Source organism: Paraburkholderia diazotrophica, assembly GCF_038900755.1.
GTDB classification, from domain to species: Bacteria; Pseudomonadota; Gammaproteobacteria; order Burkholderiales; family Burkholderiaceae; genus Paraburkholderia; species Paraburkholderia diazotrophica_A.
Genome location: NZ_JBBPEN010000001.1, coordinates 1 through 13,549, shown reverse-complemented (window position 1 = coordinate 13,549; position 13,549 = coordinate 1). Strand labels below are relative to the sequence as shown.

Here is a 13,549-nt window from a genome sequence, read left to right as displayed (position 1 = left end):
CGCGTGCATCGTGCGCAATTCGAGTCGCATCAATGACTTGCCTGGGTCTTGCCCAGGTTACTCACAGCCTTTTGAACAGAAAGTGTGGACAACCTCACTGGGGATTCAGGCTGCACCGACCCGTCGATACACGACGAAAGCGCAGAGGCATGCAGTCCACACATTCCGAGCCGCATCAACGACTTGCCGTGTTCATGCGCAGGTTACTCACAGCCTTACCCACGAAAAGTGTTGATAACTGACGTGCTTCGCATGCGCCAGCCAATGGGGAATCGCAAGCGCGTTGACTTAACTCCGTTTGCAAAAAATCGCCGTCACATGCGGCGCAACGCGATGGACGATTGCGGTGCTGCCTGCTGCGGTGACGGCGGCTTGCACTTTCTCGTCGCTGCCCCAGACCACCGCGCCATAAGCCGACTTCGCCAGCGGCTCGCCGCTGCCGACGCGAAAGATGGGATCGTCCTGTTCGTATCCGACGACGGCGAACACACTGAAGCCATACGCGTCCAGGTTCGCGCCGCGCACGGGACTAAACGCGTTGATCGAATTGCTCTCGACGCGCATCGGCTTCGGATCGATCAGTTGCTGGGCGGCCAGATCCGCGATGAACTTGTGCGCCGATTCGTCGCAAGCGAGCGCGGCGTCGAGCGACGCGGCGCGCGCGGCAAACGGCAGCGCCGACAGCATCAGCGCAAAGAGAACAGGGCGGACAGAAAAGCGTTTCATGGTATCGACAAGACATCCGCGCAACGGCTCGCGCGCGGTCAGCTTCAAATGAAAGAGCAATGGGAAAATCAACGGCGATTCACGCGAGGCGAATCAAAATAACGGCTACATAACCGGCAAATGCGCGGGCAAACGCACGGGCAAATGCACGGGCAAACGCACGGCCAAAAGCGCTCCACGCCGCAACTGCGCGACAAGACCCGGTAACAACTGCGCAACAGACGCGCACTGTACCTGCGTTCGACAAATCGTGCTGTCAGGTCAACCATGGGTAGGTCATTGAAAAGCCACATAATTGTGAGTGACCGAGGCAAGAAAACGCGATCCCGTATATATTTCCGGGTTATGACTTCGCAATCCAATCCCCCTCGGAACGTCCCGCCGCCCAAAATGTGGGACGCCCGGCTCGCCCGGCGGCTCATCATGCCGCTCGTCGATACACCCGTTACGCCCAACCATCTGACGACGGTACGCCTGCTGATCGGTCTTGCAGGCGGCCTCGCATTGGCGCGCGGCGGTTTCGCGTGGACCAACGTCGGCGCGTTTCTGATCGTGCTGTCCAACTTCGTCGATCACACGGACGGCGAGCTTGCGCGCGTCAGCGGCAAGTCGAGCCGCATCGGTCACTTTTACGACCTCGCCTCCGATGCGCTCGTCACCGTGCTGCTGTTCGCCGGAATGGGCTACGGAATGACGTCATCGCAAGTCGGCAGTCTGATCGGCGTCGCCGTGCCGCCGTTCCTGCTCGGCACCGTCGCGGGCATCGCGGTTGCGCTGATCTTTTTCCTGCGCATGCGCATCGAGGAGATGGCGGGCAAGGCGGGCACCAAACAGGCGTCCGTCGGCGGCTTCGAGACGGAAGACATTCTGTATCTGCTGCCCCTCGTCACGCTGATGAACGGCGTAGCACCGTTTCTCGTGGCCGCGTCGATCGGCGCTCCGCTCTTTGCTGTGTATGTGGTGATCGACTACCGTCGCGTCGCGCGCCGATCGCGCTCGGCGCAAGAAACCAGTCAGGCATGGGTGAGCCGATGAGCACGCCCGCAGAAGAACACGTGACCACATCCAACTCGTTGAACAATGCCGGCCTCGCGCCGGCTTCTGCTGTTTCCGGGACCGCTTCGTCATCCGCGAACGCCGCGCCGGATGCGGACCTCGCCGTCGCGAGCCGCGTCCGCGCGTTCGACAACGCGCAGTTGCGCAAGAATTTCGACGACCAGAGCGCGTTTCTTTACCTCGAAGATTTCCTCGCGCCGGAAGTGACGGCGCAACTGATCGCAGCCGCGCGCGCGCTCTTGCCCGAAGTGAACCGCAACTATCTGCCGGGGCACAAGCAGGGCGGCAGCGTCAGCCGCCATACGATCGACCGTCTCGCGCCGTTCATCGCGCAGCTTTATCGCTCGAAGGAGCTGATCGGCTGGCTCGAGCATCTGACGGGCGACACGCTGCTGCTGTCGCCGCCCGACGATCCGCACGCGTACGCGCTCTACTACTACACGAAGCCCGGCGACCATATCGGCTGGCACTACGACACGTCGTATTACGACGGTCGCCGCTATACGCTGCTGCTCGGCGTGATCGACGAATCGTCGTGCCGTCTCGACTACGAGCTGCACACGCGCAACCCCGACAAAGCCGATGTGCCCGGTTCGGTGCAGATTCCGCCGGGCGGCCTCGTGTTCTTCGATGGCGACAAGCTGCGTCATCGCATCACGCCCGCACTCGACAACGAAATGCGCGTGTCGCTGACGTTCGAATACGTGACGGACCCGAACATGCGCCCGTGGCGCCGCGTGATTTCGAATCTGAAGGACGCGATCGCGTACTTCGGCTTCCGCCAGGTGTTCAGCCAGTTCGCGCGCCGCAACGCCAGGGGAGAAGGCGTGTGACGCGCGCCGCGATGATCCTGCTGTCGATCGGCGGCGCGCTGTTCGTCGCACTGCTCGCATGGCAGGGTTTCGGCCCTGTCGTGTCGACGCTGATGGCAGCGGGCTGGGGCCTCGCGCTCGTCGCCGCGTTCCATCTGCTGCCGCTCGTGCTCGACGCGGGAGCGATTTCTGTGATGTTCGACAGGAAAGCAAGGCACGTCACCGGGCGCGACGCGGTGTTCGCGCGCTGGATCGGCGAATCGGTAAACAGCCTGTTGCCGGCCGGTCAGATTGGCGGGCCGGTGATGATGGTGCGCCAACTGTCGCAGCGCGGTCTGCGCATGCGCGACGCCGCTGCGGCGATCACCGTCAGCACGACATTGCAGGCGCTCGCGCAGATCGTCTTCGCGATGCTCGGCTTGCTGCTGTTCGGCGCATCGGCGGCGCACGGCGCGATGCACGACCTGCAGACGGCCGCGCTGATCGCAACGGGCGTGCTCGGCGCGATGATCGTCGGCTTCTATATGGCGCAGCGGCGCGGCCTGTTCGGAAAGGCGCTGCGCGTGCTGTCGAAGGTGTTCGGCAAGCGCGACTGGTCGTCGCTGACAACGCGCGCCGATGCCGTCGACGTTGCCGTGCGCGAACTGTACGGCAAGCGTCGCAAGGTCGCTGCGAGCTTTGCGCTGAGCCTCGCGGGCTGGATCGTCGGCACCGCTGAGGTGTGGCTCGCGCTGCGCTTTCTCGGCCATCCCGTCGGCTGGATCGACGCGCTGTTGCTCGAAAGCCTCGGCCAGGCGATCCGCGGCGCGGCCTTCGCAATTCCTGGCTCGCTCGGCGTCCAGGAAGGCGGCTATCTGCTGCTCGCGCCGCTCGTCGGCCTGCCGCCCGAAGCGGCGCTCGCGCTGTCGCTGGTGAAGCGCGCGCGCGAGCTGCTGCTCGGCTTGCCGGGCCTGCTCTATCTGCATTTCAGCGAACGTAGCTGGCAGCGGCGGCGCGCAACGCGTCTGCCCGCTGTCGATTGATATCTTTGGAAAGGACCGCGAATGCGCGCCATCATTCTTGCTGCAGGTCTTGGCCTGCGTCTCCAGCAACCCGCCGGAGAACAGTTTCCCAAATGCCTGCTGCGTTTCGACGGCGTGACCCTGCTCGAGCGTCATCTGCAGATGCTCGATGCTGCGGGCGTCGATGAAGTCGTGCTCGCGCTCGGCTTCCAGCCGGAACTGGTCGAAGCCGAACTGAAGCGGATCGAATGGCCGCACAAGGTCGAGATCAAGCTGAACCCGCGCTTTGACCTCGGCAGCGTGCTGACGGTGCACACGGTCGCGGACGCCATGACGCGCGGCGGCGACGTGCTGCTGATGGACGCCGACGTGCTGTACGACGAACGCATCCTGAGCGCGCTGGTCGCAGGCGATCATACGAACCGCCTGCTCATCGACCGCGATTTCGAAACGGGCGACGAGCCCGTCAAGCTGTGCCTGAAAAACGGCGTGCCCGTCGAGTTGCGCAAGCAACTGGCCGTCGGGCTCGATTACGACACGATCGGCGAATCGGTCGGCTTTTTCCGTCTGCGCGAAGAAACGGCGAAGCGCTTTGCCGAGATCGTCGCGGGCTACGTCGATAGCGGCCGCGCGAAAATGCCTCACGAAGAAGCCGTGCGCGATCTGCTGCTTGAACGCAGCCATGTATTCGATACGGCTGACGTGACGGGCGCGCCGTGGATCGAAATCGACTTCCAGAACGACGTCGAGCGCGCGGCGGCGGAAATCCTGCCGATGCTGCAACCGCTGGTGGGCGCGGCGCGCTAAGCCGGCATCATAGACAGCGCTGTAAAGAATCGCGTGCACGGGCAACCGGCACGCGATTTTCTTTAGCTGCAAGCGTCGCAACATCGTTTGTTGAGCCGGTGCGATAATTGCGGCTTTACGCCGACGGTCGCCCCGTTGTCGCTTGCTCAACCATGCCCCTGGCACTAGGCGCATTCATCGTTCCGTTGATCGTCGCGTGCGCGATGTTCATGGAAAACGTCGATTCGACGGTTCTCGTCACATCCCTGCCGGTTCTCGCCCGCGACCTCGGGCACGATCCCATCACACTGAAGCTCGCGATCACCAGCTACGTGATCGGCCTGGGCGTCTTCATTCCCGTTTGCGGCTGGGTCGCCGACCGCTATGGTCCGCGTTCCGTGTTTCGCACGGCGATCGGCGTCTTCATGGCGGGCTCGCTGATGGCGGCGGCCTCGACGAATCTGCCGCTCTTCGTCGCCGCGCGTTTCGTGCAAGGCATCGGCGGCGCGATGATGGTGCCCGTCGGACGCATCATTATTTTCCGTTCGGTGCCGAAGTCGGACTTCATCCGCGCGGTCAACTAGCTGACCGTGCCGGCGCTGCTCGGGCCCGTGATCGGACCGCCGCTCGGCGGCTTCATCACGACGTATCTGCACTGGCGCCTGATCTTCATCGTCAACATTCCGATTGGCCTTTTCGGCATCTGGCTCACGAACCGGCACATCGCGAACATGCGCGAAGCGCATCCGGGGCCGCTCGACTGGGCGGGCTTCTTTCTGTCGGCGAGCGGCGCGTCGCTCTTCATGCTGGGGTTGTCGCTGGTGGGCGGCGAACTCGTATCGAACAGCGTATCCGTGACGATGTGCGTGCTCGGCGCGGCATTGCTGTTGGTCTACTGGCGTTACGCGAGCCGTGTCGAGCGGCCCGTGCTCGATCTGAAGCTGCTGCGCATTCCGAGCTTTCATGCGAGCGTGGTCGGCGGCTCGCTCTTTCGCATCGGGCTTGGCGCCGTACCGTTTCTGCTGCCGCTGAAGCTGCAGGAAGGGCTCGGCATGACGCCGTTCGTTGCGGGCACAATCACGTGCGCGTCGGCGTTCGGCTCGATATTTATGAAGACGATTGCTTCGTCGGTGCTCGCGCGCTTCGGCTTTCGACGCGTGCTGATGTTCAACGCGCTGCTCGCAGGCTGCGCGATCGCGAGCTATGCATTGTTCACGCCGAACACGCCGCACATGTTGATCTGGTGTGTCGTGCTGTTCGGCGGCGTGTTTCCGTCGTTGCAGTTCACGTCGCTGAACTCGCTCGCGTATGCGGACATTCCGAGCAGCGACGTCGGACGCGCGACGAGTGTCGCGAGCGTCGTCCAGCAGATATCGCTGGGTCTCGGCGTGACGGTTGCGGGGATCGTGCTGCAGATTTCGCACGAATTGCAAGGCCATCCGTCCATCGTATGGACCGACTTCTGGCCCGCGTTTCTCGCGATCGGCCTGTTCTCGCTGGCTTCAATACCCGTCACGGCGAAGCTGCCGCACAACAGCGGGGAAGAACTCGCGCGCGGCGGCAGAGGGCGGGCCTGACGCGCGCGCTCCGCTAATGCGGGATGAACGCCGCGTCGAAGCCCGCGATCAAACCGTCAAACGGCTTCGCGCACCGCGCGCAGGAACTGCTGCGTGCGCTCATGTTGCGGTGACGTGAAGAACTGCTGCGGCGGCCCTTGTTCGATGATCTTGCCTTGCGAGAAGAAGCACACGCGATCCGCGAATTCGCGTGCGAAGCCCATCTGGTGCGTGACCATCAGCATCGTCAGATTGTGTTCTTCGCCGAGCCGGCGAATCACGTTCAGCACTTCGCCGCATAACTCGGGGTCGAGCGCGGACGTCACTTCGTCGAACAGCATCACCTTCGGACGCATCGCGAGCGCACGCGCGATCGCGACGCGCTGCTGCTGACCGCCCGACAGCTGCGACGGATAGTGATTGCACTTGTCCTCGAGCCCGACCATCGACAGCAGTTCGCGCGAGCGTTCCGTCGCTTCCTTGCGCGACAGCCCGAGCACCTGCATCGGCGCTTCGATCGTATTCGCGAGTGCTGTCATGTGCGGGAACAGATTGAAGCTCTGAAACACCATGCCGATCTTGCTGCGCACGCGCCGCAAATGCGCAGGCGATGCGGGCACAAGGCCGCCGTTCTTGCGCATATGGGTCAACGGCTCGCCGTCCACTTCGATCATGCCGCCCGTCAGCGGATCGAGCGTCATCAATACGCGCAGCAGCGTCGACTTGCCCGAGCCGCTCGGCCCGATGATGGCGACTTTCTCGTTGGGCGCAATGTCCAGATCGAGTTCGTCGAGCACGGTGAGCGCGCCGTAGCGCTTCGTCACGCCCGCGAAGCGCACCATCGGCTGTTGGCCGCTTGCATTCGGCGTGCCGCTGAGCGCGGATACAGTGTCTCGCTTCATCTCTTTCTCCATCACGGGGGACTCGGAGTGCAAGTGGGTATCGATGTCGGTGCGCGACTTCATGGCAGCCTCAAACGGAATTCGAGTCGCCGCACGAGTTGTGCGAACGTAATGCTGATGACAAGAAAGAACAAGCCAGCGAGCGTGATCGGCTCCAGATAGCGGAATGTTTCCGAGCCGACGTTCTTCGCCTGCTGCATCAGTTCGACGACGGTGATGGCCGACAGCACGGGCGTGTCCTTGAACATCGCGACGAGATAGTTGCCGAGCGCGGGAATGACGGGCCGCACCGCTTGCGGAAGAATCACGCCGGCATACGTGCGCCACGGCGACAGCGACAACGCGCACGCCGCTTCCCACTGCCCGCGCGCGACGCCGTTCAGGCCCGCGCGATACACCTCGGACGTATAGCACGCATAGTGCAGCGCAATGCCGATCGTGCCCGCCATCAGCGCGGACATCGTGATGCCGTAGACGGGCAGCACATAGTAGAGCACGTACACCTGGATCAGCAGCGGCGTGCTGCGGATGAACTCGACGATGAACGCCACCGTGCGCGACACGGCCTTGACGTGGCTGCGCCGCAGGATCGCGAGCACGAGGCCAAGCACGAGCGCGATCGCGAAGCCGACCAGCGTGATCAATATCGTGTACACCGATGCGCGCGCGAGTTGAGGCAGGATGTGCGCGGCGTACTGCAAATCGAAGAATTGATTCATGACGCCGCCTTTGGCACGGTTCGAACGACGATGCCGTGGCTCACGCGCCGCTCGAAGTAGCGCATCAGCGTGGCGAGCAACTGCGCGAGCACGAAGTAGATGACGAGCGTGAGGCAGAAGATCTCGGCCGTCTTGAACGTCGCTTCGTCGAGCTGGCGTGCGCGGAACGTGAGATCGGACAGCGTAATGAGCGATACGAGCGACGTGCCCTTCAGCAATTCGATCATCAGATTGGTTGCGGGCGGCAGCGCGTTGATCATCGCTTGCGGCAGGATGATGCGGCGCATGCGCGAGAATGCCGACATGTTCAACGCGAGCGCCGCTTCGAACTGGCCGCCCGGCACCGAGCGCAGCGCGCCGCGCAGGATCTCCGAACCATACGCGCCGTAGTGCAGGCCGAGCCCGACGATCGCCACCGTGAACGGCGTCAGTTCGATCCGGAACGGCGGCAGCGGCAGCACGAAGAAGAACCAGAAGAGCTGCACGAGCAGCGACGTGCCGCGAAACACCTCGACATACACGTTGCCGATCCAGCGCAACGGCGCCCACGGCGAGAGCCTCGTGGCCGTGCCGACGAACGCCATCACGATTGCGAGCAGCGTGCCGAACACGGCGATCTCGATCGTGACGAGCGTGCCTTGCAGCAGCAGGGGAAACAGTTCACGCATGGCGGTGGCCTCGCTTGCATGACGGCGCATCGGCGCGCCTCGGATTGAACTGGGGAAGCATTTTGAGTGCCTCCCCCGGCGTGCGATCGCGCTGCATGGTCTGCGGCCCGATGCGTGAGCGGCGAATCACTGGCCGCAGATTTCGGCGGCCGTCTTCGTCGTCACATTGGACTTGTCGAAGCCGAACGGTCCGACGGTCGCGAGATGATCGGGCGTGCCGAGCCATTGATGCAGCTGCTTGTTCACGGCATCGCGCAGATCGGTGTCTTCGGGGCGGAACGCGAGCGCGCCATAGCCCGTATGCTTCGGATCGTCCTTGAAAAAGGAGACCGTTTCGACCTGGCCCGCGTCCTTCGCGGCGAGGCCCTTCATCGTGAGCGCCGTGCCCGCTGCCGCATCGGCACGGCGCGTGCGCACTGCCTGAAGCTGCGCCGTCGTATCGGGAACCTGCAGCAGTTGCGTGTCCTTCACGCCCGCGTCGCGCGAATTGGCGACTTCGACGGCGCCCGCCATCACGGCCAGCTTCAGGTCCGGCTGCTTCGCGATATCGGCAAAGCTATGCAGGTTCTTCGGGTTGCCCTTCGTCACGAGCAGCGTGTCCTGGATCTGATATTGCGGATCGGCAAAAGCGACCTGCTTGCAGCGCTCCGGCGTGATGTACATGCCGGCGGCAATGACGTCGAAGCGGCCCGCGCGCAGGCCCGGAATCAGCGAGCCCCATTCGGTCAACACGGCATCCACTTTCTTTACGCCGAGCTTCTCGAAGACCTTGCGCGAGATTTCCGGCGATTCGCCCGTCACCTTGCCATCGGGTGTCGTATAGGCGAACGGTGCTTCGTTCGCATAGCCGATGCGGACTTCGCCGGTGCGCTGGATGCGCTGCAACGTCGTTTCAGCCGACGCGAACTGGGTGTGCATGGCAAGGCCGGCTGCCGCGAGGCAGAGGGCGCCGAGCATGACGGACGTGCGCTTCGATTTCATGTCGATTCCGTAGGGCGAAAGTAAAAGTAATGAATGTCGTGCCGCAGCGGCGCGATCCCCGGGAAAACCCGGTGTGGCAAGGGTTCCAGCGTTTTTCGCGACCCGGAACCGAACCATGAGCGCAGCATACAAAGCCATTTTTTTGTTCCCATTGCACTAGGACAATTATTTTCCGGGCTGCTTTCGTCGCACTATGCATGCTGTAGATACTGGAGACTGTAGTGATAGAACAATGGCGTGATGCGGTCGGCGCGGTGCGTGGCGTCGAGTCGAAATACAAACGGCTGGTGAAGGCGATTGCAACGGATATCGAAAGCGAATCGCTGCGCGCGGGCGCGCGTCTGCCGCCGCAGCGCGATGTCGCTTCGGAACTGTCGATCAGCGTGCAGACGGTGACGAACGCTTATAAGGAGCTGGAGCGGCAAGGGCTGATCCGCTGCGAAGTGGGGCGCGGCAGCTTCGTCGCCGAGCGCGTGACGGAGACGATGTCGAACTACATGCTCGATACGGCCGAGCGCTCCGTGGTCGACTTTTCGATTGCGCGCATCATCCATACGCCCGAGCACGACGCGATGTGGCGCAAGGTCTGCGCGACGCTCGCGAAGATCGACGACCAGCCGTGGATACGCGCGTTCAGGCCCATCGCGGGCTTCGAGCATCACCGGCAGGCGGGCATTGCGTGGCTGGAGTCGCTCGGCATGCCGGCTTCCGTCGATACGCTGCTCGTCACCAACGGCGCGGCCCACGGCATCTTTCTCGCGCTTGCATCGCTGGTCGGTCCCGGCGATACCGTGCTGTGCGAAAGTCTGACCGATCACGGCGTGATCGGCTCCGCGAATGTCCTGGGGTTTACGTTGAAAGGGCTGGAGATCGACGAATACGGCATCCATCCCGAGCATTTCGAAGAGATGTGCGATAGCGAGCGCATTACCGCGCTGGTCTGCACGCCGACGCTCAACAATCCGACCGTCGCGCTGATGCCCGAATCGCGGCGCCGTGCGATTGCGCGCATCGCCGAGCGCTATGGCGTGTACATAATCGAAGACGACGTCTATGGTCCGTTGCCTGCCACGCGTCCCGCGCCGATTTCGAGCCACATCCCCGAGCTGTCGTTCTACTGCACGAGCATGACGAAATCGGTGATGGCGGGCTTGCGCACGGGCTATATGACGACGCCGCGACGTCTCGCGCTGCGGGTCGAGAGCGTGTTGCGCGTCAGCAGCTGGATGGCGAACTCGCCGATCGCGGAAGTAGCGACGCGCTGGATCAACGACGGCACGGCCGCGCGTCTGGTGGAGATGCAGCGCGAGCGGCTCGCGAAGCGCCAGGCGCTCGTGCAGAAAATACTCGGACCGTATGTGCTCGGCTCGCATCCGCATGCGCTGTCCGTGTGGCTGCGCGTGCCCGATCACTGGCAGGCGGACCGGCTCGTGCGCGAGTTGCGCAATCGCGATATCGCGGTGACGTCGCCCGATCCGTTCCTCGTGCGCGGCGCGGAACGGCCCAATGCGGTGCGGCTGTGCGTGGGCGCGGAAGTGAGCGAAGAGGTGTATCAGGAAGCGCTTGAAACGATGCACGACGTGTTCGAGCAGTATCCGCAGGTGCATGACTTCGGGTGATCGTATGGCTGCATCGGGCGAGCGCGCAGCGATGCAAAACGAAATGTACCAGGACAATAGAAAAGAATATTTAGAACATTAGACTGGCCGCACTGAGTCCGGTGTGGCCCACCTTCAACGTACTGAAATACTGACGTCTGGGGTTTTCCGCATCGGTCGCGTTTTTCATGCAGGGCCGATGCCAATGTCCGTTCTCTCGCTTGCCGATGTCTATCGCGCTCGACGCCGTATCGAAGGGCGCGTGCTGCGCACGCCGCTCGTCGAATCGCCCACGTTGTCGGCGATTGCGAAAAATCCTGTCTATCTGAAGCTCGAAACGGTCCAGCCGACGGGCAGCTTCAAGCTGCGCGGCGCGACGAACGCGCTCGTGCGTCTTGCGGAAACGGGATGCAAGCGCGTGGTGACGGCGTCGACGGGCAATCATGGGCGCGCCGTCGCGCATGCGGCGCGCGCGCTCGGCATCAAAGCGGCGGTGTGCATGTCGTCGCTCGTGCCGTCGAACAAGGTCGAGGCCGTGCGCGCGCTCGGCGCGCAGGCGCGCATCGTCGGCAAGAGCCAGGACGACGCGCAGGTGGAAGCACAACGCCTCGTGCGCGAAGAGGGCTATGCGTATGTGCCGCCGTTCGATCATCTCGACGTCATCGCGGGACAGGCGACCATCGGCGTCGAAATCGCCGAAGACTTGCCCGATGTCGCGCACGTCGTCGTCCCGTTGTCGGGCGGCGGGCTCTTCGCGGGTATCGCGTTTGCGTCGAAGCAGATCAATCGCGCGGTGCGCATGACGGGCGTGACGATGGAACGCGGCGCCGCGATGCACGCGAGCCTCGAGGCGGGCAAGCCCGTGCTCGTCGATGAAGTCGAGTCGCTCGCGGATTCGCTGGGCGGCGGCATCGGGCTCGACAACCAGTACACGTTCCCGATCACGCGCGAGCTGATCGACGAAGTCGTGCTGCTCGACGAAGCGACGATCGCGCGCGGCCTCGTGCATGCCTACGAACACGAACGGCTGGTGCTCGAAGGTGCGGCCGCCGTCGGCATCGCGGCGGTGCTCGCGCAGCGTTTGCACAATGCCCCTGATTTTCAAGGCCCGATCGTGCTGATCGTGACGGGCGCCAATATCGACATGAGCCAGCATCGCCGCATCGTGCGCGCGGGCTGAACAGGTTGCGTGGGCCAGCGCCGAGAGTCAAAGCCGACGCTGGCCGCGCAAACAGGTTGCACGGGATCGGAGCAAGAGCTTTGCATGGGGCTGGAGTAAGTGCTGAAGCACTAACTCCAGCCGACAAGCGCCAACTCGGGTCCAGAAAGGAGACACTGCATGACTGCCATTACTCTCTTGGGCGAATCGCAATTGCGCGAACTCGTGCCGCTCGATCTGGCCGCGATCGATCAGGTCGAATCCGCGTTTCTATCGCTCGCCACGGAGCCCGTCGCGATGCCGCCCATCTTGCGGCTCGATCTGCCCGAGCATCGCGGCGAAGTCGATGTGAAGACGGCCTACCTGCCGCGCTTCGACAGCTTCGCGATCAAGGTGAGCCCCGGCTTCTTCGATAACCCGAAGCTCGGTCTGCCGAGCCTCAACGGACTGATGCTCGTTCTGTCCGCAAAAACAGGCCTCACGGAAGCGGTGTTGCTCGACAACGGCTATCTGACGGCCGTGCGGACGGCGGCCGCAGGCGCCGTCGCGGCGCGCTGGCTCGCGAAGCAACAGGCGCCGAGCGTTGCCGTGATCGGCGCGGGCGAGCAGGCGCGTCTGCAATTGCACGCATTGTCGATGGTGCGGAAGATCGAGCGCGTCAACGTGTGGGCGCGCAATCGCGCGAACGCCGAGCAATTCGCAGCCGACATGTCCGCGCAATTGCACATTGCCGCTGAAGTCGCGCGCGACGTTCATCACGCGCTCGCCGAAGCCGACATCGCTATCACCACGACGCCGAGCACCGAGCCGCTGATCCACGCCGCCGATCTGCATCCCGGCCTGCACATCACGGCGATGGGCTCGGACGCGGAACACAAGAACGAAATTGCGCCGCAAGCACTCGCGGCGGCGCGCTACGTGTGCGATCGCGTCACGCAGACGCGCGTGCTCGGCGAATTGCATCACGCGATCGAGGCCAGTGTCGTCGATGCGAATGCAAAGCACGCAGAGCTTGGACAGGTCATCGCAGGACAGGCCAAAGGACGCACGAGCGACAGCGACATCACGCTGTGCGATCTCACGGGCACGGGCGCGCAGGACACGGCCATCGCGACGCTCGCCGTCGCGCGCGCCCGCGCGGCCAACGCAGGCACCATTTTCCGTAACGACATGAAGCGCTGAGAGGAGACCATGTCAGATACATCCCAACAGGCGGCGACCCCCGTGGTTCGTTTGCCTTTCGATCGCGCCGAATACGACGCACGCATCGCGAAGACACGCAAGGCGATGGAGAAGGCGCAGATCGATCTGCTGATCGTCACCGACCCGACCAACATGGCGTGGCTCACGGGCTACGACGGCTGGTCGTTCTACGTGCATCAATGCGTGCTGCTCGCGCTCGACGGCGAGCCCGTCTGGTACGGCCGTGGACAGGATGCGAACGGCGCGCTGCGCACGGTGTTCATGAAGCGCGAGAACATCATCGGCTATCCCGATCACTACGTGCAGTCCACCGAGCGTCATCCGATGGACTATCTCGCGCGCGAAGTGATCGAGGCGCGCGGCTGGCAGTCGCGCCGCATCG

Annotated in this window: 13 protein-coding genes and 1 pseudogene; 9 read left to right on the top strand and 5 right to left on the bottom strand. The window is 63.5% G+C overall.

The genetic code is table 11. From position 1 onward, the window contains the following. Window positions 1-288 precede the first annotated feature (288 nt). Complete coding sequence (locus AABE10_RS00070; protein ID WP_342931281.1) at window positions 289-726, bottom strand: hypothetical protein; 438 nt, start codon at window positions 724-726, stop codon at window positions 289-291. Window positions 727-1,071: 345 nt separating this feature from the next. On the opposite strand from AABE10_RS00070, the gene AABE10_RS00065 reads away from it, so the two are divergent. The 5 genes and pseudogenes from AABE10_RS00065 (at window position 1,072) to AABE10_RS00045 (ending at window position 5,958) form a co-directional block, all read left to right on the top strand. Then, on the top strand, window positions 1,072-1,761 hold the full coding sequence (locus AABE10_RS00065) for a CDP-alcohol phosphatidyltransferase family protein (RefSeq protein WP_342931280.1): 690 nt from the start codon (window positions 1,072-1,074) through the stop codon (window positions 1,759-1,761). Further along, window positions 1,758-2,615 carry a HalD/BesD family halogenase gene (locus AABE10_RS00060; protein WP_342931279.1) on the top strand — a complete coding sequence of 286 codons (858 nt, stop codon included), beginning with the start codon at window positions 1,758-1,760 and terminating at the stop codon, window positions 2,613-2,615. The genes AABE10_RS00065 and AABE10_RS00060 overlap by 4 nt, the downstream gene beginning before the upstream one ends. After that, the gene (locus AABE10_RS00055; protein ID WP_342931278.1) at window positions 2,612-3,616 is read left to right on the top strand and encodes a flippase-like domain-containing protein; all 1,005 of its coding nucleotides are present in this window, start codon (window positions 2,612-2,614) and stop codon (window positions 3,614-3,616) included. Before AABE10_RS00060 ends, AABE10_RS00055 begins: the two co-directional genes overlap by 4 nt. Before the next feature lie 21 nt (window positions 3,617-3,637). Continuing rightward, a complete protein-coding gene (locus AABE10_RS00050; RefSeq protein ID WP_342931277.1) occupies window positions 3,638-4,402 on the top strand; it encodes a phosphocholine cytidylyltransferase family protein in 765 nt (254 codons plus the stop codon). Between the two features lie 152 nt (window positions 4,403-4,554). After that, a pseudogene (locus tag AABE10_RS00045) lies at window positions 4,555-5,958 on the top strand (MFS transporter). 56 nt (window positions 5,959-6,014) lie between these two features. On the opposite strand, the gene ehuA reads toward AABE10_RS00045, so the two are convergent. The 4 genes from ehuA to ehuB form a co-directional block, all read right to left on the bottom strand. Further along, window positions 6,015-6,839, bottom strand: a complete 825-nt coding sequence (gene ehuA / locus AABE10_RS00040) for an ectoine/hydroxyectoine ABC transporter ATP-binding protein EhuA (RefSeq protein WP_342931276.1) — start codon at window positions 6,837-6,839, stop codon at window positions 6,015-6,017. Between the two features lie 59 nt (window positions 6,840-6,898). Next, window positions 6,899-7,558, bottom strand: coding sequence for an ectoine/hydroxyectoine ABC transporter permease subunit EhuD (gene ehuD, locus AABE10_RS00035; protein ID WP_342931275.1), 660 nt, complete (start codon window positions 7,556-7,558; stop codon window positions 6,899-6,901). Further along, window positions 7,555-8,226 (bottom strand): ectoine/hydroxyectoine ABC transporter permease subunit EhuC, encoded by a 672-nt coding sequence (gene ehuC, locus AABE10_RS00030; RefSeq protein ID WP_342931274.1) that lies wholly within the window; start codon window positions 8,224-8,226, stop codon window positions 7,555-7,557. Before ehuC ends, ehuD begins: the two co-directional genes overlap by 4 nt. A 126-nt stretch (window positions 8,227-8,352) precedes the next feature. Beyond that, entirely contained in the window at window positions 8,353-9,207 is an 855-nt protein-coding gene (gene ehuB / locus AABE10_RS00025) for an ectoine/hydroxyectoine ABC transporter substrate-binding protein EhuB (protein ID WP_342931273.1), read from the bottom strand. A gap of 221 nt (window positions 9,208-9,428) precedes the next feature. Here ehuB and AABE10_RS00020 point away from each other — a divergent pair, with 221 nt between their 5' ends. The 4 genes from AABE10_RS00020 to AABE10_RS00005 form a co-directional block, all read left to right on the top strand. Further along, window positions 9,429-10,826 (top strand): PLP-dependent aminotransferase family protein, encoded by a 1,398-nt coding sequence (locus tag AABE10_RS00020; protein ID WP_342931272.1) that lies wholly within the window; start codon window positions 9,429-9,431, stop codon window positions 10,824-10,826. Window positions 10,827-11,010: 184 nt separating this feature from the next. Beyond that, entirely contained in the window at window positions 11,011-11,985 is a 975-nt protein-coding gene (gene eutB / locus AABE10_RS00015; protein WP_342932212.1) for a hydroxyectoine utilization dehydratase EutB, read from the top strand. A gap of 159 nt (window positions 11,986-12,144) precedes the next feature. Next, complete coding sequence (locus AABE10_RS00010) at window positions 12,145-13,146, top strand: cyclodeaminase (protein WP_342931271.1); 1,002 nt, start codon at window positions 12,145-12,147, stop codon at window positions 13,144-13,146. A gap of 9 nt (window positions 13,147-13,155) precedes the next feature. Next, window positions 13,156-13,549 (top strand): aminopeptidase P family N-terminal domain-containing protein (locus AABE10_RS00005; protein ID WP_342931270.1); only part of this gene is annotated, 394 nt, incomplete at its 3' end.